Source organism: Paralcaligenes ginsengisoli (assembly GCF_054781135.1).
Map to the genome: position 1 here is coordinate 294,570 of NZ_BAAGUZ010000031.1, position 20,801 is coordinate 315,370.

The 20,801-nt window shown below is 55.1% G+C and carries 21 protein-coding genes and 1 pseudogene; 14 read left to right on the forward strand and 8 right to left on the reverse strand.

Going from position 1 to position 20,801, the window contains the following annotated elements; genetic code table 11:
• Window positions 1-66: 66 nt before the first annotated feature.
• From ACYVIS_RS15470 to ACYVIS_RS15490, 5 genes are all read left to right on the forward strand, one after another.
• Entirely contained in the window at window positions 67-1,173 is a 1,107-nt protein-coding gene (locus tag ACYVIS_RS15470; protein ID WP_232743151.1) for an ABC transporter substrate-binding protein, read from the forward strand.
• A gap of 11 nt (window positions 1,174-1,184) precedes the next feature.
• Window positions 1,185-2,894, forward strand: a complete 1,710-nt coding sequence (locus ACYVIS_RS15475) for an ABC transporter permease (protein WP_232743152.1) — start codon at window positions 1,185-1,187, stop codon at window positions 2,892-2,894.
• Complete coding sequence (locus ACYVIS_RS15480; protein ID WP_232743153.1) at window positions 2,891-4,075, forward strand: ABC transporter ATP-binding protein; 1,185 nt, start codon at window positions 2,891-2,893, stop codon at window positions 4,073-4,075. The genes ACYVIS_RS15475 and ACYVIS_RS15480 overlap by 4 nt, the downstream gene beginning before the upstream one ends.
• A 69-nt stretch (window positions 4,076-4,144) precedes the next feature.
• The gene (locus ACYVIS_RS15485; RefSeq protein ID WP_232743154.1) at window positions 4,145-4,909 is read left to right on the forward strand and encodes an SDR family oxidoreductase; all 765 of its coding nucleotides are present in this window, start codon (window positions 4,145-4,147) and stop codon (window positions 4,907-4,909) included.
• 144 nt (window positions 4,910-5,053) lie between these two features.
• On the forward strand, window positions 5,054-5,605 hold the full coding sequence (locus tag ACYVIS_RS15490) for an NADPH-dependent FMN reductase (protein WP_460874346.1): 552 nt from the start codon (window positions 5,054-5,056) through the stop codon (window positions 5,603-5,605).
• 113 nt (window positions 5,606-5,718) lie between these two features.
• Here ACYVIS_RS15490 and ACYVIS_RS15495 read toward each other — a convergent pair whose 3' ends face one another.
• Both ACYVIS_RS15495 and ACYVIS_RS15500 read right to left on the reverse strand, forming a co-directional pair.
• The gene (locus ACYVIS_RS15495; protein ID WP_460874347.1) at window positions 5,719-6,123 is read right to left on the reverse strand and encodes a hypothetical protein; all 405 of its coding nucleotides are present in this window, start codon (window positions 6,121-6,123) and stop codon (window positions 5,719-5,721) included.
• Between the two features lie 50 nt (window positions 6,124-6,173).
• Window positions 6,174-6,431, reverse strand: coding sequence for a curlin repeat-containing protein (locus ACYVIS_RS15500; protein ID WP_370635939.1), 258 nt, complete (start codon window positions 6,429-6,431; stop codon window positions 6,174-6,176).
• Between the two features lie 360 nt (window positions 6,432-6,791).
• On the opposite strand from ACYVIS_RS15500, the gene ACYVIS_RS15505 reads away from it, so the two are divergent.
• From ACYVIS_RS15505 to ACYVIS_RS15520, 4 genes are all read left to right on the forward strand, one after another.
• Entirely contained in the window at window positions 6,792-7,982 is a 1,191-nt protein-coding gene (locus tag ACYVIS_RS15505; protein WP_460874348.1) for a CaiB/BaiF CoA transferase family protein, read from the forward strand.
• A 3-nt stretch (window positions 7,983-7,985) separates the two neighbouring features.
• Window positions 7,986-8,951 (forward strand): Bug family tripartite tricarboxylate transporter substrate binding protein, encoded by a 966-nt coding sequence (locus ACYVIS_RS15510; RefSeq protein WP_460874349.1) that lies wholly within the window; start codon window positions 7,986-7,988, stop codon window positions 8,949-8,951.
• An 8-nt stretch (window positions 8,952-8,959) separates the two neighbouring features.
• Window positions 8,960-9,745, forward strand: coding sequence for an enoyl-CoA hydratase (locus ACYVIS_RS15515; RefSeq protein ID WP_232743158.1), 786 nt, complete (start codon window positions 8,960-8,962; stop codon window positions 9,743-9,745).
• 130 nt (window positions 9,746-9,875) lie between these two features.
• Window positions 9,876-10,799: a LysR family transcriptional regulator gene (locus tag ACYVIS_RS15520; RefSeq protein ID WP_232743159.1), complete on the forward strand. Its 924-nt coding sequence runs from the start codon at window positions 9,876-9,878 to the stop codon at window positions 10,797-10,799.
• Here the strand turns inward: ACYVIS_RS15520 and ACYVIS_RS15525 are convergent.
• On the reverse strand, window positions 10,781-10,999 hold the full coding sequence (locus ACYVIS_RS15525) for an RNA polymerase factor sigma-54 (RefSeq protein ID WP_255696620.1): 219 nt from the start codon (window positions 10,997-10,999) through the stop codon (window positions 10,781-10,783). The two genes, ACYVIS_RS15520 and ACYVIS_RS15525, sit on opposite strands and share 19 nt — an antisense overlap.
• A gap of 289 nt (window positions 11,000-11,288) precedes the next feature.
• Between ACYVIS_RS15525 and ACYVIS_RS15530 the strand changes: the two genes are divergently transcribed.
• Window positions 11,289-11,861, forward strand: coding sequence for an NADPH-dependent FMN reductase (locus ACYVIS_RS15530; protein ID WP_232743161.1), 573 nt, complete (start codon window positions 11,289-11,291; stop codon window positions 11,859-11,861).
• 130 nt (window positions 11,862-11,991) lie between these two features.
• On the opposite strand, the gene ACYVIS_RS15535 is transcribed toward ACYVIS_RS15530, so the two are convergent.
• Window positions 11,992-12,348, reverse strand: a complete 357-nt coding sequence (locus ACYVIS_RS15535; RefSeq protein ID WP_232744539.1) for a carboxymuconolactone decarboxylase family protein — start codon at window positions 12,346-12,348, stop codon at window positions 11,992-11,994.
• Window positions 12,349-12,449: 101 nt separating this feature from the next.
• On the opposite strand from ACYVIS_RS15535, the gene ACYVIS_RS15540 reads away from it, so the two are divergent.
• Together ACYVIS_RS15540 and ACYVIS_RS15545 are read left to right on the forward strand one after the other, a co-directional pair.
• A complete protein-coding gene (locus ACYVIS_RS15540; protein WP_255696736.1) occupies window positions 12,450-13,178 on the forward strand; it encodes an FUSC family protein in 729 nt (242 codons plus the stop codon).
• 251 nt (window positions 13,179-13,429) lie between these two features.
• Window positions 13,430-14,355, forward strand: a pseudogene (locus tag ACYVIS_RS15545) (rhodanese-like domain-containing protein).
• A gap of 74 nt (window positions 14,356-14,429) precedes the next feature.
• Here ACYVIS_RS15545 and ACYVIS_RS15550 read toward each other — a convergent pair.
• From ACYVIS_RS15550 to ACYVIS_RS15560, 3 genes are all read right to left on the reverse strand, one after another.
• A complete protein-coding gene (locus ACYVIS_RS15550) occupies window positions 14,430-15,023 on the reverse strand; it encodes a BPSL1445 family SYLF domain-containing lipoprotein (protein ID WP_232743163.1) in 594 nt (197 codons plus the stop codon).
• 71 nt (window positions 15,024-15,094) lie between these two features.
• Complete coding sequence (locus ACYVIS_RS15555; RefSeq protein ID WP_232743164.1) at window positions 15,095-16,339, reverse strand: AI-2E family transporter; 1,245 nt, start codon at window positions 16,337-16,339, stop codon at window positions 15,095-15,097.
• Window positions 16,340-16,446: 107 nt separating this feature from the next.
• Entirely contained in the window at window positions 16,447-17,205 is a 759-nt protein-coding gene (locus ACYVIS_RS15560; RefSeq protein ID WP_460874401.1) for an endonuclease/exonuclease/phosphatase family protein, read from the reverse strand.
• Window positions 17,206-17,406: 201 nt separating this feature from the next.
• On the opposite strand from ACYVIS_RS15560, the gene ACYVIS_RS15565 reads away from it, so the two are divergent.
• Window positions 17,407-17,664, forward strand: coding sequence for a histidine kinase dimerization/phospho-acceptor domain-containing protein (locus ACYVIS_RS15565; RefSeq protein WP_460874350.1), 258 nt, complete (start codon window positions 17,407-17,409; stop codon window positions 17,662-17,664).
• 15 nt (window positions 17,665-17,679) lie between these two features.
• Here ACYVIS_RS15565 and ACYVIS_RS15570 read toward each other — a convergent pair whose 3' ends face one another.
• Window positions 17,680-19,032 (reverse strand): sigma-54-dependent transcriptional regulator, encoded by a 1,353-nt coding sequence (locus tag ACYVIS_RS15570; protein ID WP_232743166.1) that lies wholly within the window; start codon window positions 19,030-19,032, stop codon window positions 17,680-17,682.
• A 646-nt stretch (window positions 19,033-19,678) separates the two neighbouring features.
• On the opposite strand from ACYVIS_RS15570, the gene coxB reads away from it, so the two are divergent.
• Window positions 19,679-20,683 (forward strand): cytochrome c oxidase subunit II, encoded by a 1,005-nt coding sequence (gene coxB, locus ACYVIS_RS15575; RefSeq protein ID WP_460874402.1) that lies wholly within the window; start codon window positions 19,679-19,681, stop codon window positions 20,681-20,683.
• The last annotated feature ends 118 nt before the right edge of the window (window positions 20,684-20,801 follow it).

Genomic DNA, 20,801 nt, shown 5'->3' on the forward strand with positions numbered 1-20,801 from the left:
GAAATACCGTTTGGTTCAGTAGGTAAAAACCCGGTCTGACAAGGACCTCAAGGAGGAGTGGAACAAATGTCAACAAACAAAGAAACAAGACACATTACACGACGCGACGCACTGCAGGCCGGCCTGGCCCTTGCCGCGCTCCCTTTAAGCAGCTTGCTGCCAAAGAACGCAGTGGCGCAGACCCGCCCAGTAACCAAGGTGCTCAATTTCACTACGGGCGCCGACATTGCGAAGGCAGAGAAGGAGGGCGAATTCCTTTTTTACACTCACGACAGCGAGCCCGCCGCCGCCGGTATCATCGAAGCCTTCACCAAAGACTTCCCCAAAATCAAAGGCAAGTATGTGCGCGCGCAGAACGGCGCACTGTTCAGCAAAATACTGGCTGAGCGCTCGGCCGGGCGCTACGACGCCGATGTCATCCAGTTCTCCGAACCTTCGACCGCGCTCGATTTCCAGAAGCGCGGCGGCTATCAGCGATACCTTTCGCCACAAGCCGATGCGTACGATCCAGGGCATCTCAGCTCGCCCGCCGGTGACTATTTCTGGGTCGCTGTGGGTTTCGCCGGCCTTGCCTATAACAGCAATCTGGTGAAGGCGGCTGATGCTCCCAAAACCTGGAAAGACGTCCTCAATCCGATATGGAAGAACTCCGTCAGCGCCAAGCAATCCACCTCGGGCATGCAGTTCGCCGAATGGTACGAGCTGCGCCGCCTTTACGGCGACGACTTCTGGAAGCAATTTGCCAAGCTTCGACCACGCGGCTTCGATTCCCGCGCGCAGGTGTTCGACCGTCTATCCAAGGGCGACGACAAGCTTTGCGTGCTGGCCGAATACGCCGGCTATATGCTTGTCAAGGACAAGGGCGCACCCGTTACCTTCGTGGCACCGAGCGATGGGCTTCCCGCCGCACCAATGCTCAACGGGATTGTCGACAAGGCGCCGCACCCCGAAGCCGCTCGACTCTTCGTTGATTGGCTGATGTCGATCCGCGGGCAGACGCATTACCAGAACAATAAATACCTTTATTACGGTTCAGTGCGTAAAGACGCGCCACCCATGCCTGGCGGCGAACGATTGCGCGATTTCAAACTACTGGTTCCGACCGACATGGCCAATTTCACAGCCAGTCACGGCCAGTTCATGAAGGAATGGAACTCCATGCTCGGACTGTAGGAGCTCGGCCCATGTTCGCAGCGCAAATACGCTTCGCACCTCGCCGGGTGCTGTCCGGCCAAATGGCCCCCATGGCAATGGTTGTCGCCGTGGTAGCCATTTTTGTTCTATATCCCATCTATTATCTGGTGCAGGCATCGCTCGATGTGGGCGACTCAAGCGTCCGGCCGCCGACCGCCTATGGATTCGACAATTTTGCCGCAATGTCGGATTACTGGGGAATCATGCTCAACACACTGAGCGTGACTTTCATGGCGACGGCCGTGGCGCTGTTTTTCGGCTTTCTGATCGCCTGGATACTGACTCGCACCAATGTGCCGTTCCGGCGAACGCTGGAACAGATGATGGTCGTGCCGTACTATGTCACGCCATTGCTGGGGGCACTGGCCTGGAATCTTCTGGGGGCTCCGGAAAGCGGCTTCATCAATCAACTCTGGCGCAGCATGGGCGGGCAGGGTGCACTGATCAACATCAACTCGGCGGTCGGTATCGCCTGGGTGATGGCCCTGTTCGAGGGGTCGGTCGCGTTCGTCATGATCGGCGCCGTAATGAAGTCGATGGACCCGTCGCTCGAAGAGGCCTCGCAGATCATTGGAGCGGGCCGTTTGCGCACAATGTTGAAGGTGACGTTGCCGCTGGTCGCGCCCGGGGTTCTGGGTGCGACGATTTTCGTGTTTGCCGAGATGCTGGGTTCGTTCTCGGCAGCATTGGTCCTTGGTACACCTTCGCGATTCTATGTCATTACAACCGCCATCTATCAGTTTGTGCTGCAATACCCGCCGCGCACGCCGCTGGCCGCCGCCATGGGGGTTTCGCTGTTCGCCGCAATGTTCCTGATGCTTACCCTTTATCGGCGCATCATCGCCAATCGCAGCTACGTCACCGTCAGCGGCAAGGCGTTCCGTCCCCGTATCATGGACGTGGGCTGGCTGCGCTGGGCGCTGTTCGCCATCTGCATGGCCTACGTGTTCCTGTCGGTGATATTGCCAGTGGCGACGCTGGTATATGCTTCGGTGCAGAAGCTGGCCGTAGCCTTTCCAAAAATTGACAACTTCACGCTGGAAAATTATCGCACCGCTTTTTCCCTGAACGCTGTTCGCTCGGCGCTGTGGAACAGCCTTCTGCTCGGGTTGCTGACCGCAACGATAGGGGTCGCCATAACCGGACTGCTGTCGTGGATCATTCAGCGCAGCAACATGCCGGGGCGCGGGGCGCTTGAATACATAGTCATGTTTCCCCAGGCCGTTCCGCGGCTGGTCTTCGCGTTCGGCATGATGTGGGCCTGGCTGGTGTTTCCGATCCCGATCTACGGTACCTTCTGGATCCTGCTGATTGCCTATCTGACTGTATTCCTGCCACTGGGAGTGCGTACAATTTCGAGCGTGATCGTGCAGCTCGACAAGAGCCTCGACGAATGCGGCCAGGTCAGTGGCGCATCGTGGAGCTATCGTATGCGTACCATTACCGCTCCGCTGCTGCGGCCCGGGATTCTTGCCGCGTGGCTATTGATGTTCGTGGCAAGTGTACGCGAACTCGGAGCGTCCATTCTTCTGATGGGGCCGAATTCCAAGGTAATGACACCCGCCATCGTTGAAGCCTTTTTCTCGAGCAGTTCCGAGCTGACGGCGGCGATGGCGCTAATACAGACAGTCGTTGTGGGCGTGGTGATGGTCGTGTTCACACTGATCACGCGCCGGGCTTCGCAGTATGGAGGGGCATGATGTTGCAACAAGAGAAAGCCGAACGGCCGGAAATCGAGGTCGAAAATCTAACGATCCACTATGGTTCCACGCTTGCAGTTGGTCCAGTGAGTTTCTCGGTCAAGCAGGGCGAGCAACTAACGCTGCTTGGGCCGTCCGGCTGCGGAAAGACCACGACATTGCGGGCGATTGCCGGGTTGGAACGGCCCAGCGGGGGGGCGATCCACATCGGCGGCCGCACCATGTACGATGCCGCGCAGGGCATCAACCTGCCGGCGGAGCGGCGCGGACTGTCGATGGTATTCCAGTCTTACGCGATCTGGCCGCACATGACTGTATTCGAGAACGTGGCCTACGGCCTGAGGGTAAGGCGCAAGAGCGCGGCCGAAATCAAGGAAAAAGTCGGCCAGGCGCTGGCCTTGGTGAAGATGGAGGCCTATGCAAGCCGTAACGCTTCACAACTGTCCGGCGGGCAGCAGCAACGCGTGGCATTGGCCCGGGCGTGCGCCTTTTCACCCCAAGTACTGCTGTTCGACGAACCACTGTCCAACCTGGACGCGAAGCTGCGCTCGGAAATGCGCATCGAACTGCGGGAACTGCAACATAGCCTGGGTGTCACATCGGTTTACGTTACGCACGATCTTGAAGAGGCGCTGGCCATGTCGGACAATATCATTGTCATGCGTGGCGGCCACATCGAACAGGCTGGATCCCCCGGTGAGATCTACAATTATCCCCGCACCGCATTCGTTGCGGATTTCGTCGGTTCCGCCAATCTGATCAGTGGCCGGCTGCGCCACGATCTGGCCCAGGATGGGCTGATCGCACTGGAAGCCGACGGCGGCAATATCGTGCACGGCACCGCCTGCAACCGCTCGCCCGGACCGGACCCCATGATGTCGGTGCGCACCGTCCATCTGCAGCTAAGTGCCGAGCCGCCACCGGACCAGATCAATGTCTGGCCTGTCGTCGTCAGGCGCGCCGTATTTCTGGGCGATCTGACACAGGTGCATGTCGATTGGGGCAACCGCGAAATTGTGATCCGGCAAACCAAGGCCGAGACCCTGACGCAGGGTTCGACCGCCTATCTGTCCATCAATCCCGAACATTGCGTTCTTCTGGAGCCAGGTGCATTACCCGAGCCGGAGCATGTTGCCCGGTCCATGCAAAAACCGGTGCTAGCGGCCCCTCTGATCGACTAAGCGTGACCAAGAATTTGCTCATTGCCTGATCTGGCGTTTTTCCCTATTCCATTTTTTCCGAGACTGTTCATGACTTCTTCCCCTGTATCCAAAATCGCGCTTGTCACCGGAGCCGGCAGCGGTGTCGGCCGGGCAGTGGCGCAAGCGCTGCTGCAGGACGGTTTTACCGTCGTGCTTGCCGGACGGCGGCCGGAGCCGCTTGTCGAACTGGCCGAAACGGCGAAGGGCGCCGGGCAGCACGCGCTGGCTGTACCCACCGATGTGCGCGATGCCGCGAGCGTGAAAGCATTGTTTGCCGAGATCGAAAAAAACTTTGGGCGGCTCGATGTACTGTTCAACAATGCCGGGATCAACGCTCCAGCGCTAACCATCGATGAGCTACCGCTTGAAAACTGGACCAATGTCATCGATACGAACATTACCGGCATGTTCCTGTGTGCCCGTGCGGCATTCGGATTAATGAAAAAACAAACGCCGCAGGGCGGTCGTATTATCAATAATGGATCCATCTCGGCCCATGCGCCGCGTCCGCTCAGCACTCCCTATACCGTCAGCAAGCACGCAGTGCTGGGCCTGACAAAGTGCATTGCGCTCGATGGCCGCGAGTACAACATTGTGTGCAGCCAGGTTGACATCGGCAATGCCTTGACAGAACTTTCGGCTCGTATGTCCAAAGGCGTGCGGCAAGCCAACGGCCAAACGGCAGCAGAGCCTATGTTCGATGTCAAATACGTTGCCGACGCGGTGCGCCTTGTCGCCGCCATGCCTCTGACGACCAATGTACTCAATATGACGGTCATGGCGAGCAATATGCCGTTTGTCGGCCGCGGTTGAAAAAGGGTTTCAACAAATATCCAAAAAACCTTAGATATCGCATAATGTACGTGCGTGTGCGATGGGCAAATTAGTTCCAGCTTCAAAAACCTCACGGGTATAAATCCTTGCCCTGAGCAAAGTATGCCTAGAGGGGAGAGCCTGATGGCAAAAATCGTTGGGATAGCAGGCAGTTTACGTTCCGGTTCGTTTAACGCGGCGCTGTTGCGCGCGGCCGCCGGAGTTATGCCCGATGGCTCCACTTTGGAAATAGCGACCATAAAAGGGATTCCGCTGTATGACGGCGACATTGAGGAAAAAGAGGGTATTCCCCCCGCAGTGCAGGTCTTGAAAAGCCAGATCATGGCTTGCGACGGGGTGCTGCTGGTAACGCCGGAATACAATAATTCGATGCCTGGTGTATTTAAAAATGCCATCGACTGGTTGTCTCGGCCTTCGGCTGACATTGCCCGCGTGTTTGGCAATCGTCCCATTGCCATCACGGGCGCGTCGCCCGGCGGATTCGGCACGGTCCTATCTCAGGCGGCCTGGCTGCCTGTGCTGCGGACCTTGGGCGTGCGCCCGTGGTTTGACGGCCGTCTGCTGGTGTCCCGCGCCGGAAGCGTATTTAACGATGCAGGCGATCTCATCGATCAGAAAGTAAAGGCGCAATTACAGCAGTTCGTGCATGATTTCGTCGATTTTGTGAAATCATAATATCGCAGGCAAGTCAAAGCGCATTATGCTAAAGGCGCCCGAACGCGGCTCGCCGATCAATGAGCCTCGCGTTCGAGGAAAATGGATAAAGTAATTGACAAGGTCGATACATATCAGTGCTGTGTGATTTTGGCCGTATTGCCCCAGCCCGACTGAATTATGCTGGCAGTCTGATTCCAGCCGGTTTGAGTAACCCTGGCGTTATTGTTGCCGCCCGTCTGGGCAATATAAGAGACCATATTGCCGCCGTCATGCTGGTCTACCTTGGCGAAATTGTCGCTACCGGCCTGGCCAATAGTGCTTTTCGTGTAGGCAAAGGTGTCGTGCTGGTCGGATTTGGCGGTATTGTCGCTGCCCCGCTGGTCAATCGACGATAGCGCGTAGTCGTTGTAGGTCTGGGTAATGGCTGCATCGTTGTCACTGCCGGCTTGGTAGATGCTGCCGCCGTTCGACGCCATGGCGGGCGCCCCGAATGCGAATGCCAGACCCAACGCAAGTGCTGAAAGACTGATTTTCATTGTGATTCTCCTCAAATTTAAGACCTGAAATACACCCTAACCCAGCGGTCTTAGCACTGGATTACTTTCGCATAGGCTCCGACGCTGTTGTATTGAGTAACCTTGAGCGGCGGGGCTCCTGCATATTGAGTGACTGACATAGCATTGAAGCTTCCATCCTGGCTTGCAAAAGCCGAGTTTCCGTAACCGTCCTGGGTAATAGTGGCGTTGTTATTGCTGGCGTTCTGATACAGCCTCACCGTTTGCGATCCACCTTGTTCCTGAGTGGAACGACTGGTTATTTCTCTTCGGCGAAGGCAGGCTGGCATATTGCAGATTCACATTGTCTTGAGTGCTCATCCCGGCTTTACCACGACACGGTTAGTGGGGATTTTTCCTGCTTTATTGTTTTATTCTGGCCAAGCTTTTCTGCCTATTGCTCACAACTACCGCTTTTTAAAAACATGTTGAAACTGCCTTTAATGGATCCCATCTTAGATAGGAGAAAGGGGCAGCAACATAGGGCATGCGATTTAATCCCACGTGGCTTTATGGCGTAATTCGAACGTATGAACACAGTCGATTCGCAAGGTGTTGAATAAATTCGAACGCCGCCAACGAAAACTTCAACTGGCCACACATTTGCTTCCGTCTTAGACTTCCAGGCACTATTTGAATGAGGCTGGCATATGTTGGGTACGGCATTGAAGGGCGTAAAAGTAGTTGATTTGTCACGCATATTGGCTGGCCCGTGGTGCACCCAAAATCTTGCCGACCTGGGTGCGGAAGTCATCAAGATCGAAAGACCCGGCAGCGGTGACGATACGCGCGGCTGGGGGCCGCCATATCTGGAATCCGTGGAAGGCGACATCTTGTCCGCCTACTTTACTTGTTGCAATCGCGGCAAGAAGTCCGTTGCGCTGGACTTCACTCAAGAAGCCGACAGGCAGCAGTTGTTGGCGCTGATTCGTGATGCCGACGTGCTGGTGGAAAACTTCCGTGTCGGAACGTTGGGAAAGTACGGGCTGGATTACGATAGCGTCAAGGCGGTGAATCCACGGCTGATTTACACGTCTATTACGGGATACGGCCAAACCGGGCCCAAGGCGCATCGTCCCGGCTATGACTACATTTTCCAGGGGCTTGGCGGTTTGATGAGCTACACGGGCCCGGCCGATGGCGCGCCGGGTGCCGGCCCCTTGCGTACCGGTGTCGCCGTGGTGGACATCTCCACCGGAATGTATGCCACTTCCGCAGTCTTGGCCGCCCTGTTTCAGCGCACGCAAACAGGCGAGGGCGCGTGGCTGGATCTGGCACTGTTGGATGTGGCCGTCGCCTTGAATGCCAACCAGGCCGCCAATTTTCTGGTGTCGGGCTCAAGCCCACGGCGCAGCGGTAATGCGCACCCCAATTTGGCTCCCTACGAGGTTTTCCAGGCCAGTGACGGCTTTTTCATCCTGGCAATCGGCAATGACACGCAATTTGCGCGTTTCTGTGATTTTTGTGAGCGGCCCGAGCTTGCCCAGGATGGCCGCTTCAAAACGAACAGCGGCCGAATCAACCATCTGGCCGCATTGCGAACCATTCTCAGTGAAATACTGGCAACGAAACCACGACAATACTGGACCGAAGAGCTCGATAAGCTGGGCATATCCTGGGGTTCGGTCAATTCGCTTGAAGAAGTGTTTCAGGACGAGCAAGTTCTGCACCGTCAAATGCTTCAAAAAATCATCCATCCCAAGCTGGGTGAAATAAAGCTGGTCAAAAATCCGATGTTGGCCGGAAACCAAGAAGACGGCACGTATCCCGCGGCTCCTCCATTACTGGGCGAGCATACCGCGTCGGTACTCGAATGCTTGAATACAAATATTGAGAGATAAGGAATGCATAAACACATCAAAATCGGCATCGCCGCATGCCTGTTTTCATTTTCAACCATATCGGCCGCCGCCTATCCGGATCGGGCCATCGAATTCATTGTTCCGTACGCACCGGGTGGGACCACAGACCTGATTGCCCGTATTGTGGCGACCAAGCTCGGCGATGTCCTGGGGCAGTCCGTCGTGGTCGCCAATAAGCCTGGGGCTGGTGGTGCCGTGGGCAGCGCTTATGCCGCACGCCAAAAGCCCGACGGATACACCCTGGTCATGGCTGTGGAGAGCTCGCACGCCGTCAACCCCAGCGTCCGAAGCAAGCCGCCATACGATCCCATCAACGATTTCACTCCCATTAGCAACCTGGCCAATGTGCTGGGCGTCCTGGACGTCAGTGCCAAGTCGAACATCAAGACCTTCCAGCAATTGCTCGATGTGTTGAAGGCGAAGCCAGGCAAGCTCGCCTTTGGTTCATCCGGGCTTGGGGGCTATAGCCATCTGTTCGGCGAACGTTTCCTGAGCGTGACGAAAACCAACATGCTCCACGTGCCCTACAACGGCCTGGGGCCAGCGTTGGCCGGACTTCTGGGTGGTCAGGTCGATGTGGTATTCGACAACCTTCCGTCATCCGCCGGCCAGATCGCCGCCGGCACGTTTCGCGCTCTTGCTGTAGCGGCCCCTAGCCGTGTGAAGAGCATGCCCGACGTTCCCACCTATGCGGAAGTCGGCTACCCACAATTGAATACTCCCTCGTGGTTTGGCATGGCGGCACCGGCAAAGCTTCCCGCTGACGTGCTCGAAACCCTTAACAAAGCGGTCGGTAAGGTTTTGGCCGACCCCAAGGTGATCGATCTGATCGAAAAGCAAGGCGCCGTCCCGGATCATACAAGCCCCGAGGAATTCAAGAAAATCATTGAAGAGTCCAACAAAAGATGGCAGGGCGTCGTGCAAGCCATTGGCTTTGAAAAGCTTTGAGGTGAACGATGAGCGAAAATACTTGGTCTGAACACGCCGATCTGTCGGTGGATGATAGCGGCACTGGAACACTGCGTATCCAGAATGCCGGAAAGCTGAATATCCTAAGCACTCCGGTCATTTGCGCACTGACCGAGGCACTGGCCCATGTTGCCGATCGCGACGACATCCGCGTGCTGGTCGTGCGGGGTGAGGGTGATGGGGCATTCATTGCCGGCGCCGACATCAAAGAAATGGCCCACTTCGACATGCAGCGCGCCGCAGCTTTCATCGATGGCCTTCGCAAACTCTCCGACGCGATACGCCTGCTTCCCAAGCCGGTGATCGCGCGCATTCCAGGCTGGTGCCTGGGCGGCGGTATGGAGTTTGCCTTGGCGTGCGATTTCCGCATTGGCGCGGACGCGGCAAAAATGGGTATGCCCGAGGTCAAGGTGGGCATTCCGTCCATTATCCAGGCGGCTTTGCTTCCCAGACTAATTGGCACGGCGCGTTCCAGCTGGATGCTGTTGACGGGCGAGATTGTGGACGCCGACAAGGCCCTGAACTGGGGGCTGCTTGACAGCGTGGTACCACTGACCGATTTGGACGAAGAGGTCACGCGCGTGGCCCGAATGATGACTGGCTTGGGGCCAGCCGCCTTGGCTCAGCAGAAAAGACTGTTGCGCGAATGGGAGAACGAACCACTTGAAACCTCCATTTTGAATGGCGTGCGCGAGTTCGCGCAGGCATTCAATACAGGTGAGCCGCAGAAGTACATGGGCGAATTCATCAAGGCAAAACAGAAGTCCGTTTAGTGGCGCGACCGTCATCGTTTAATGCCCCTGGTTCCTTTATGCAAGAACCGGGGGCTTTTCGTTTGCGCGGTAAAAAAGCCTATCATTATTGGCCAAGCTGTTTGCGTAACGATCAACGGGACATTATTTTGTGCGCTACGAACTAAAAGACTTGAAGCTTTTTCTTGCCATCGTCCAGGCTCAGAACCTTTCGGCCGGGGCAGCCACGATGCACATGACGGCCTCGTCGGCCAGCTATCGACTGAAAAACCTTGAATACACGGTGGGCAGCGGGCTATTCGTGCGAACCTCGAAAGGGATGACGACGACACCGGCGGGAGAGGTTCTGGCCCGCCATGCCAAGAAACTGCTGGCGAGCGTTGAGACCATGCACACAGAGCTCAGCGACTATTCCGGCAATTTGCGCGGCTCCATCAGGGTGCTGGCCAATAGCAGTTCGCTCAATGGCTTCCTGATACCCAGTCTTGCCAGGTTTCTTACCGGCAATACGGGAATCAATGTTGATCTTAAAGAACAGGAAAGCCTGAAAATCAGTGGCGCAATCGAGGAGGGCGTGGCCGACATCGGAATTGGCTCAGATCTGGACCCCTTGCCCAGCCTGGAGCGCCGGCTTTATGCGCAAGACCGGCTGGTCTGCGTAATGCCTCCCGACCACCCCTTGGCACGCGCGCCTCGCACAGTGTTTGAAGAGATCCTGGACCACGACCTGGTGTCCATGCAACGCGCAAGCAGCAACTTCCTGTTCTTGTCCAACCAAGCACGCCTGGCTGGAAAATCCATGAAAGTCCGGGTGCATGTACACAATTTCAGCGCAGCGCTGTACATGGTCGGAGCCGGTGTGGGCGTCGCCATTGTGCCTGCAAGCATTGCCGGTCCGGCTACCGGGCAGGGACAACTTCTTGCACTACCCATAACAGACGTCTGGGCTGAACGAACGCTGCATTTGGTGCTGCGTGCCGAAACAGGAGATCAATCCACGCTAGTCCGGCAGTTCTCCGAGATTCTGTTGAATGACCCTCAAGTCGTGGAGGCGCGTCAGTCACAGTCCTTATGAACTGAGATGGATTTTCTCAGTTCTGCTGTCGGACACTTGATCTGGGCGCGATACTTCGACACCGTTCTACGTGCGACGACAACTCCCTCGCGAGCCAATTTGCGGGCGAGCACTACATCAGACAGCGGCTCTTTACTTAGCGCAGGCTTTGTGATCGCTGGCGAACATGGTAATGGTGTCCTGCGGGTGAATGGCCGCAACTTAAGTAGCTAAGGCAAAGCACATGAACAAGCATACTTACTTATTCATGTGCCTGCGAAGCGCTCCAATAATATACGCATAATGTATATTATGTAAAGTTAATGATACGCCTTGCTGAGCATAGATGCCTCACCGGCCATTCAGGACAAATCACTGACAAACCATGCAGCAATGGTTTAGCCTGAGCGATCCGGCCAGAGGTGGTTATACTGCCCTCAAATCAGGCAAGTAAGGCAGGCTTTCTGTCCGGCTCCAGGCCGGGCAACACTACAATCAAGGACCCTCATTATGGTGCTTAAGCTTCACGTCATTATCTGTAGTACCCGGCCCGGTAGGGTCGGCCCGTCGGTAGCTCATTGGTTCAATGATTACGCGGCCCAACATTCCGAGTTTGAGGTCGTTCTTGTCGATTTAGCCGATTTCAATTTGCCGCTGTACGACGAACCTCACCATCCGGCGTTACGCCAATATGAAAAGGAACACACGAAGGCCTGGAGCGCAAGTGTCTCGGCTGCAGATGCTTACGTGTTCGTAACGCCGGAATACAATTACGGCCCGCCGCCCTCCTTCGTGAATGCATTGAACTATGTTTATAAGGAGTGGAACTATAAGCCTTGCGGCTTCGTCAGCTATGGCGGCGTCTCGGGCGGCTTGCGCGCGGTACAACTTGAAAAGCAACTCGTCACAACCTTGAAAATGATGCCAATGGTGGAAGGGGTTGCCATTCCCATGGTTGCCACATTGCTTGATGAGAACAAGAATTTCAAGGCGAATGAGCTCATCATCAATTCGGCGACCACCATGCTCAATGAGCTCTATCGCTGGACCGAAGCCCTTAAAAGTCTACGCAACAAGGATTAATCGTTTAAATGGTGCCCACGCGGGGTGTCGCTGCAAAACGTACCCGCTGCATCGTAGGGGCGACCCTTGTGGTCGCCGCCCTTGTGGCTGCCATAATCCCGCACTCCCAGTGCGCTTGGCTGTGCCTGACTCAGACATGCGATGATTGAACGGCCGGATACTCCTTGACCGCATCCATCACCCGCGTCGAGTATACGAGCGCCGCACCGGCATTGACCGAGATGGCCACGCCCAACGCCTCCGCAATTTCTTCCTTGCTGGCCCCCTGACGGATGGCGGCTTCGGTATGGACGGCAATGCAACCGTCGCAACGCACCGTGACGGCAACCGCCAAGGCAATAAGCTCGCGCACTTTTGCACCAAGCAAATTCTTTTGCTGGCCAGCCGAACTGAGGCCGACATACCCTTTGATGGTGTCAGGACTAAGTTGGGCGACCTCTTTGACGCCGGCACCCACTTGTTTACGATATTCATTCCAATCTAGCATCATGATCAGTTCTCCATTGTTGAGCAATTTAGCGGAAATTCTCGGTGAACATCCGTTACTGGTTTAGGATCCTATATAAGCAGAATGGTAGTTCATTGTGGGTGCCACGCGGCGTCGAAAGGATGAACGGCACCTTGGTCGGTCTGATCCTGGCTGGGGTCATTCTCGCAGTGCATCCTCAAGGGCTGTGGCTCGTCCTGACGCTCATGCTTCTCCAGTTCATCATCGAGATGACCGTGACTCGCAACTATGCTCTGGCCGTCGTGTTCATCACCGCTGCGGCCCTGACCATCGCATCGGGCGGGCATCCCGTGCCGGATGTAGGGCACGTGCTTTGGGTGCGCGGCGTCGATACCTTTATCGGCTGCATGACTGGTCTTGCGATCTTGGCGATGACGACGCTGCGCACCGTAGTGGAGCGCATTCCGCAGGAACTCGTCAATGCGCTGGCGGCGCTTACGACGACGCTCGGCCATGCCGCCGAAGGAGAGGTTACGACCGGCGCTGCCCGACGGGCACGCCGCGATCTTCACATCACATCATTGCCCTGCTCCAGGCCTACGATGTCAGCGTCGGCGCCACGCTGTGGCATCGCGATGTTGCCGAGCGGTCATGGCCCGCGGTCGTCGCGGCGCAGCGGCTTGGCTACCGCGTGCTGTCCGCCTGCTGGTCGCTGGAGTCTGCGGGAGCGGACGCCGCCCCTGAAATGGCTCGCACGCTGTTCGGCCCCGACGGCGAGAGGGAGGCCAGACAAGCGCTGGCAACGCTATCCGATGCCATTCATGCAGGAACGAAGCCCGCGCCGCTTTCCCATCTGCCAGAATTTCTGAACACGGAGATGATAAATCTGCATGACTCGCTCGTGTATAGCCTATCGACTCATGATTAAGTCTCTTATCAACACGATCAACCACAAGTCCTTGAGTCTCGAGTACATCAAAAGACCATTTCAATCCTTCATTGCTACGACCAATTGTTCATAATATCGAACTTATGATGTTCAAATTTGTCATCTGGCCTGCCTATTGAACCCGTCTGCCATGCCCAGATTTTTTTAACCAACAAGGTCTTTAGCGCTGCAATGGACTATCTTTTACATCTGATCGAACAATACGGCCTTACCCTTGTCTTTTTCAATGTACTCATTGAACAATTGGGTACGCCACTGCCCCGTCCTATCCCACACTAGTCATCACCGGCGCATTGCTGGTACGCAGCAGCTATTCAGCGCCTTTGCTGCTGTTCGTCGCCGTGCTTGCCGCATTAATTGCTGATGTCGCGTGGTACCAGGTAGGAAAACGCTATGGCCGCAAAGTCATGTCTTTGCTCTGTCGTATTTCATTCTCGCCTGATTCATGCGTCAGGCAGACTGAGCAGGTTTACTTGCGCTGGGGGGTGCCATCCTTGATGGTTGCAAAGTTTATTCCTGGCTTCGCATCCATCGCCAGCGCATTGGCCGGCGCACTGGGAACCCGGCGCCTGAAGTTTGTTTTCTTCGATAGCTTGGGCGCCGCGCTTTGGGCCGGATCAGCCATTTATCTAGGTTCGCTATTTAGCACAACTATCGGCGACCTGCTGAACGTCCTTGAACATCTGGGCAAGTGGGGCCTGTTCTTGATAGGAGCAGCGTTGTTCGCGTTTATTGCAAGAAAATGGTGGCAGCGCCAGCAGTTCCTGAAGTCCTTATGCATGGCGCGCATATCTATGGACGAACTCCACCAATTATTGCAGCAAGGCACGGCGCCCACCATCATTGATGTCCGCTCTGCGCTCTCACAGGATGAAAGCCGTATACCGGGCGCTGTTCCGATGCAAATAAAAGGGCCTCTCCCCTCTGACCTGGATATGACGCATGACGGTGAAGTCATTGTGTATTGCGCTTGTCCCAATGAAGCCTCTTCCGACCAAGTCGCCAAGCACCTTATGAAGCTGGGCTACAGTCGCGTACGGCCATTGGCCGGCGGCATCCACGCATGGATTGCCGCTGGCTATTCAGTTGAATCGTAAAACTGTCGTTATTCCTCTTATCACCGAGCATGAACGACTTGGACATTATGAAATTATGCCAAGTGCCCCATCCGCTAAAGCGCGACCTTTTGCACTTTGGCGCCTTCAAGCGAGACGCCCGCCATCAGACCCGCGTTGGTAAGCACGAAACCGACAACGGATTGTTTCGCGGTGTTGGTGTCTATTTTGCCATTGGCGCCTATATTGGCAATGGCAACCGTTGCATCAGCGCCAACCGTCCAACCATTGCTGTTGCGAAACTTATCTAAAGCCTCTTGGGTCATGAACAGCAAGACTATTGCCTTGGATTGGGCGCCCGCCTGGAGGCCGATAGAACCAGCCGTAGTGCTGTAATAGCCATCATTGCGACCATTCACCCGCAAGACACCATTACCGTGTTCGGCAGCGATCACAAAGCCCGCGCTCAGAACAGTCGGGAACACTAAGACTCCCTTGGCTCGTTCGACAAGGGCGCGCGAGTCGGGCGCCGACTTGTAAAGCCGGGACAGAGTCGCATTCGCACTCGTGTTAATGTCGCTGCGCTGCTGGCTGGCGGTCGCCTGATCCTTCGGCGCGGTCGTGGTGCAGCCCGAAAATGCCAGGCTGGCCACTGCTACAGCCAGAATGGCTAGACCTTTATTGCGAGACATCGATAGTTTTTGTTTCATAATTAACCTCTGTGATGTTGGAGTGCTGTATTTGCCAGTCAGCAAGAAACATGCCCAACTAAAGAAACAAGTCATTCGCCCAACAATTCCGCTATCGCCTGCATGCCCTCGATGTGTCCTGAAATGACTTTTATAACAACAATAAGAGGAACACAAAGCAACATGCCCCACAGCCCCCAAAGCCATCCGCCAAACAGCAGCCCAATGAAAACGGCAGTTGCATTCATTTTCGCAATCCGGCCCGTCATCCAGGTTGTAATCAGCATCCCAACCACAGCTGAAATCACCAGCAATGCACCGAATACCAGGAACATCATCGAAAACGACTCAAACTGCAAAAATGCGGCAACGCCTATCGCAACCGCGGTGATCAATGGTCCAAAATAGGGAATGACATGAAGCAGGCCGGCCGCGACTGCCCACGCTCCCGGGTTGCCAAGTCCAATCCAGTGCAGCACCAGCCATGTGATGAGGGCCAGAGATATGTTCATCACAAAAAGCATAAACATATATCGCTGGATCGATGTATTGATGTCGTCCAGAATATGAACGGTAATTTTCTTGTTCGTCAGCGTGGGCCCGGTAAGTTTCACCAGTTTTCGCTTAAATGTGTCTCCCGAGAGCAAGGCGAAAAAAACCAGAAAAAGGACCATGAGCAACTGCCCTACCAAACCGACAGCGCTCAATGACCCGGCCCAAAGCCAACCACTGACGTTGAATCCGGGTGGCTTTGCCGCGGCTGCGTCGGCTACCTGATTCTTGCCTTTGGCCCTACTGCCTTTGGTTTCGTTATTTGCCTCTGTGTCAGTCGCCGAACTAGCCGCCTTTTTAAGCGCATCGGTCATGCTGCGAAGCCTATCCAAGGCTCCTAGTTTGCCGTCGTTGGTTCTTATGAGTGCAGCGTTGAGCTTATAGATCGCCATCGGCGTTTCATCCATGATGGCTTGAGCCTCTCTGTATACCGTGGTCGCCACTACGGCTGTCGTGGCCAGAAGACCGAGCATAATGAGACCCACGCCTACAGCGCGTGGCACTTTAATGCGCTCCAGCCAAACGACCATGGGATTGAGCGTGTAGGAGATCAAAATGCCGAAAACAAGTGGGATGAAAAATCCGCGAGCCCATTGCAACGCAAAAACAAATGCGATGGCTGTGAGTATGGACAACGCAACGCTACTGACATTCACTTTGCGATGTTCCGATGGCGGCGTGGCATGGGCCAGTGCAATGGCCGGGCCTGGAGCGATGCCCTGGCTACTCTCTGCATTAGTGGTCAGCACATCGCGCAAGACTGTTTCGGATCGATCTGCATCCATGGGTGCCTCTGGCAAATCAAATTATTGTTCTTGAGTATCAATGCCAGCAATTTTCATGCTGGCCGACAGTCTGGTTCCATGGAAATTTTCCATTGACCGTTTGAGCGTCATAACTCGATCTCCGCAGCCAGAGGCGCGTGGTTGGACAATTGTTTCCATGGGTCCGCGACCTGCCTGGCAGGTTCGAATTGTGTGATGCTTCGCACATAAATCCGATCGAGACGTAAAAATGGGAAGCACGCCGGGAAGCTACGGGCAACCCGCCCTCGCCTTTCATTGAAAATTTCTTTCAAGCCGCTTCGACGCATCAGCAAATGATGTCCGCGCAAGCGCCAGTCGTTGAAATCGCCCGCTACAAGTAGTGGCGCGTCAGCGGGGACATGATCATCGATGCGGCGGCAAAGATCAGATAATTGCAGGCTGCGCTGCTGCTCTCGCCATCCAAGATGGACGCAAATAGCATGTATGTCCGTGTCAAGGGTCACCGGTCTCACCACGCAATGCAGCAAGCCACGCTTCTCGTGCTTGCCTACTGAAATATTTAGATTGTCATAATGCGTGATCGGGTATTTGGACAATAAGGCATTGCCATAATGGTCATACGGGTAAACGGCATTGCGGCCATAGGCAAAATCGGGCCAGATAGAATCGGCCAGGAATTCGTATTGGCTGGTGGCGGGCCAGCGCGCAAGACGGCTCGCATGCTCCTGATGGGCTCCCAGCACTTCTTGCAAAAAAACGATATCGGCCCCCGCTGCCCGGATCGCATCACGCAGTTCGTGCAAAATGAAACGGCTGTTGAAAACCGTAAATCCCTTATGTGCATTTACAGTGAGAATCTTTAATTTGAATGGAGGATTGTCGATAGTCATGGGGATCCGCAGCGATCGAATATGGATCAGTCAGCAAGTACCGCGCCCAGGGCGTGGATCTCTGAATCCCTTGACCGCAGCACCAAGCCGTGGGCTCGACTTTGTTTGACAAGCAGTCATGCATTGGAATAGAGTGGTTTCCAGGCCGACGATCCGCATCCTCGGACAATCGACACCTGCAAGGCGAATGCCAAAATGGAAGAGACCGAGAAAACTGCTGAGATCATCGCACACGAACTCAACAACATTTTTATGACTATTGGTTTAAGTCTCGAAATGCTAAGCGAGCGAATCGCTCATGACGAGGCCACCGGCCGCCTTTTTGCAGCCGCTCGTCATGGCATAGAGCGTGGCGCCAAGCTCAATCAGCAGTTATTAGCCTTCTCTCGTTGTCAGCTTGACCAGTCGTCTGCGACGCAAGTAACGACACATGCGGGCGACCCGGTTTTATAATAGTTTGCTGTCAGGTTAATTGGAAGGCAGGGAAGACGATGTATCTTTGTCGGCCGCGGCGCCGTACTCTTCAAGCCGGTTGTACAAGGTTTTAAGACTTATGCCCAGCCTTTCAGCGGCCACCTTCTTCACCCCTCCGCACTGCTTCAAGGTCGCCAGGATGAGCTGCCGGTTGGCGTCGGCCAGCGGCACCCCCACCGGCAGCGAAATATCGCTGCCCCGCCCCGCCGAATGTGACTGCAGATCGAAAGAAGTGAAATTACCTTTAATCACCTCGTCGGCGAGAATATAGCTGCGGTATACATAATTTCGCAATTCCCGTATATTGCCCGGCCATGAATATTCTTGTATGGCTTTCATGGCATCGGGCGCAAAAGACTTGCGGGTGTGGCCTTCTTCATTGAGTTCTTGTAGAAAGTGCTCGGCAAGCAGCACAACGTCGCCTTCGCGCTCGCGCAAAGGTGGAAGTTCCAAAGGAAATACGCACAGTCGATAGTACAAATCTTCGCGCAGTGTGCCGTTGCTCACTGCCTGCTCCGGATTGAAATTGGTGGCGGCAATCACTCGTACATCGACAGGGATTTCGGTATTCGTACCCACGCGCATAAAACAGCCCGTTTCCAGAACCCGAAGCAACCGCACCTGCAATTCCATTGACATTTCGGTGATTTCGTCCAGCAGTAAAGTGCCGCCCTGAGCCCGCTCGAAATACCCTTTATGCTGGCGATCGGCACCGGTGAAACTACCCTTTTCGTGGCCGAACAATTCGCTTTCGATCAAGTTGGGCGAAATGGCGCCGCAATTGACTGGCATGAAGGGTTTGTTGTGCCGGGGGCTGGCCAAATGAATGGCTTCGGCGGCAAGCTCTTTGCCGGTACCGCTTTCTCCCACGAGCAGCACTGTGGCCCGAGTGGGCGCCACTTTCTCAATACGGGCGCACAGCAGTTGCATGGCGCGCGACTTCCCTATCATTTTGATAAAGCAATCGTTTGAACCCGGAATGAGAGGCTCATGCAGCAAAGACTTCAACTCGCTCAGCAAAGCACGTACTCGGTGCAGGCTGACAGGCTTGCGCAGATAATCAACGGCCCCACAGCGCAGGGCATTGATTGCACTGTCAATGCTTGAGTGCCCGGTAATAAAAACAACCTGTGTATCGACCAGTTCAAGGCCTTTCCAAAACTCGATGCCGTCGCCATCGGGCAACATCATGTCGAGCAGGATCATGTCGGGCTTTTGACGTTCAATTTGAATGCGAGCCTGACGTATATTGGCCGCCACCGCTACAGTGTAACCCTCGCCTTCTGCTATTTCGGCAAGCAATTCGCGGATGGTAGGCTCATCGTCGGTGATTAATAGATGCGGCATATGGATTTGATATTAGTGGTTTCAGGCAGTCTGGAATCCGCTGCATAGACGACTTCCAGTGCGAATGCACATCAGTTCATATTCTGCGTTTCGATTTCCCGCTTGTTCTTTCGATATTTTTTAAAAATACCGTATCTCGTTTTACATTAGGCTGCACCGACTCGAATAGAGAAAATGCAACAAAATGCTAACGGTAGGGATGAAGAAGCTTATTATTACACTTTTAATGTCATGAATTTCATTACATTGAGAATAACAGGGCTAGCTTCATGGCTTGCCGGTCATTCATCGCGCTTTGTGCACGAAACTAGGTGGATTGCACTCTCCGGATCGGTCCCGATGCAGTGTAGCGGGTGCCACATTCTGGGCTCGCTCGATTTCAATGCCGTTCCCGGACAGCAAGTCATGTGCCCAGGCCTCGGTTCGAGCGAAGCATCGTTGAATTTTCCGAGCCGGGCTGCTCGAATGGGTGTGACGGTTGCATAAAAAAGCTGTAGAAGCCGTATTGCGACGTTTGTTTTTTGGGTCCAGAATTATTCAACAGTCCCTATTTGAGCAAACGATGAGCAAACGACATGAAAAAGAAACTCAATAACAAACATCCATTATCTGGCCTCGCCTCCAGGCCGGGCAATCAGTGCCCACATTGACACCGCGCAGGCTTGTCCTTTTGCTGGCGGTTTTCTTGCCGGCGCTGTCACCTGCTGCGCCACTGGACTATTTCCTGCATGCGGCAGGCCCCGCCGCATCGCCAGCGATGCACCTGAGCTGGGGTATAACCGCGCTATGCATTGCCGTCATCGTCATAATTTCCGCGCTGTTATTGGCGGCACTCAAGCGGCAGCGCCCGCCCGCCGATTCGCGCGAACTTGGCAAGGAAGGCGGCGGCATGGCATGGATATATATCGGCACCGCCGTGTCGTCCGCGGCATTGTTCGTAGCTCTCTACTATGCGCTTGTCGTGCTTTGGGCAGGCCGCCCACCATCATCGGTGCCATCATTGACAATTGTTGTCACAGCTTACGATTGGTGGTGGAAAGTCGACTACACCGACGCTGCCGATCGGGCACAGCGCTTTACAACGGCCAATGAAATTCACATCCCCACCGGCATTCCCGTAAAGATCGACCTAAAAAGTGCCGACGTGATCCATTCGTTCTGGGTACCGCGGCTTGCCGGCAAGACACAGGCGATTCCGGGGCAAACCAACACACAATGGATCCAGGCGGACACCCCTGGCATCTATCTCGGCCAGTGCTCACAGTTTTGTGGCGCGCAGCATGCACACATGGGCTTTGAAGTCGTCGCACAGTCACGTACGGAATTCGAGGCCTGGCGCGCCTCGCAACTGCGCCGGGCGGTACCACCCGTTGACGAAATCGGTCGAATCGGCCAGAAAGTTTTCATGGACCGCTGCGCCGGCTGCCATGCAGTGCGCGGCAGCGACGCAGTTGGGGTGTTCGCTCCCGACCTCACGCATATAGGATCGCGTGGAAAACTGGCAGCGGCCGTTCTGAGCAACACACCCGAACACATGCTCGACTGGATCGAGCATGCGCAGGAAATCAAGCCCGACTCGCTTATGCCAAGCATCGCGCTGAACGCGCAAGATGCCGCAGCGCTATCGGCGTATTTAGCGACCTTGCATTAATGCTGACGCCCTCGGGGAGGTATCCATGGCCGATGCCGCGACCCCTCCTCCCCGCTGAATGTGAAAATTCGCGGCAAGAAAGGCGAAATTTACTAAAGCCTTGACCATCAAATTGATG

Excerpts from the sequence above, each read along its gene's own strand:
- ACYVIS_RS15490 (WP_460874346.1), top strand. The coding sequence starts at position 5,054 with ATGGCAAAAATCGTTGGGATAGCAGGCAGTTTACGTTCCGGTTCGTTT.
- ACYVIS_RS15470 (WP_232743151.1), top strand. The coding sequence starts at position 67 with ATGTCAACAAACAAAGAAACAAGACACATTACACGACGCGACGCACTG.
- ACYVIS_RS15570 (WP_232743166.1), bottom strand. The coding sequence starts at position 19,032 with ATGCCGCATCTATTAATCACCGACGATGAGCCTACCATCCGCGAATTG.
- ACYVIS_RS15535 (WP_232744539.1), bottom strand. The coding sequence starts at position 12,348 with ATGCTAGATTGGAATGAATATCGTAAACAAGTGGGTGCCGGCGTCAAA.
- ACYVIS_RS15530 (WP_232743161.1), top strand. The coding sequence starts at position 11,289 with ATGGTGCTTAAGCTTCACGTCATTATCTGTAGTACCCGGCCCGGTAGG.
- ACYVIS_RS15550 (WP_232743163.1), bottom strand. The coding sequence starts at position 15,023 with ATGAAACAAAAACTATCGATGTCTCGCAATAAAGGTCTAGCCATTCTG.
- ACYVIS_RS15480 (WP_232743153.1), top strand. The coding sequence starts at position 2,891 with ATGATGTTGCAACAAGAGAAAGCCGAACGGCCGGAAATCGAGGTCGAA.
- ACYVIS_RS15495 (WP_460874347.1), bottom strand. The coding sequence starts at position 6,123 with ATGAAAATCAGTCTTTCAGCACTTGCGTTGGGTCTGGCATTCGCATTC.
- ACYVIS_RS15500 (WP_370635939.1), bottom strand. The coding sequence starts at position 6,431 with ATGCCAGCCTGCCTTCGCCGAAGAGAAATAACCAGTCGTTCCACTCAG.
- ACYVIS_RS15485 (WP_232743154.1), top strand. The coding sequence starts at position 4,145 with ATGACTTCTTCCCCTGTATCCAAAATCGCGCTTGTCACCGGAGCCGGC.
- ACYVIS_RS15555 (WP_232743164.1), bottom strand. The coding sequence starts at position 16,339 with ATGGATGCAGATCGATCCGAAACAGTCTTGCGCGATGTGCTGACCACT.
- ACYVIS_RS15515 (WP_232743158.1), top strand. The coding sequence starts at position 8,960 with ATGAGCGAAAATACTTGGTCTGAACACGCCGATCTGTCGGTGGATGAT.
- ACYVIS_RS15475 (WP_232743152.1), top strand. The coding sequence starts at position 1,185 with ATGTTCGCAGCGCAAATACGCTTCGCACCTCGCCGGGTGCTGTCCGGC.
- ACYVIS_RS15565 (WP_460874350.1), top strand. The coding sequence starts at position 17,407 with ATGGAAGAGACCGAGAAAACTGCTGAGATCATCGCACACGAACTCAAC.
- ACYVIS_RS15510 (WP_460874349.1), top strand. The coding sequence starts at position 7,986 with ATGCATAAACACATCAAAATCGGCATCGCCGCATGCCTGTTTTCATTT.
- ACYVIS_RS15505 (WP_460874348.1), top strand. The coding sequence starts at position 6,792 with ATGTTGGGTACGGCATTGAAGGGCGTAAAAGTAGTTGATTTGTCACGC.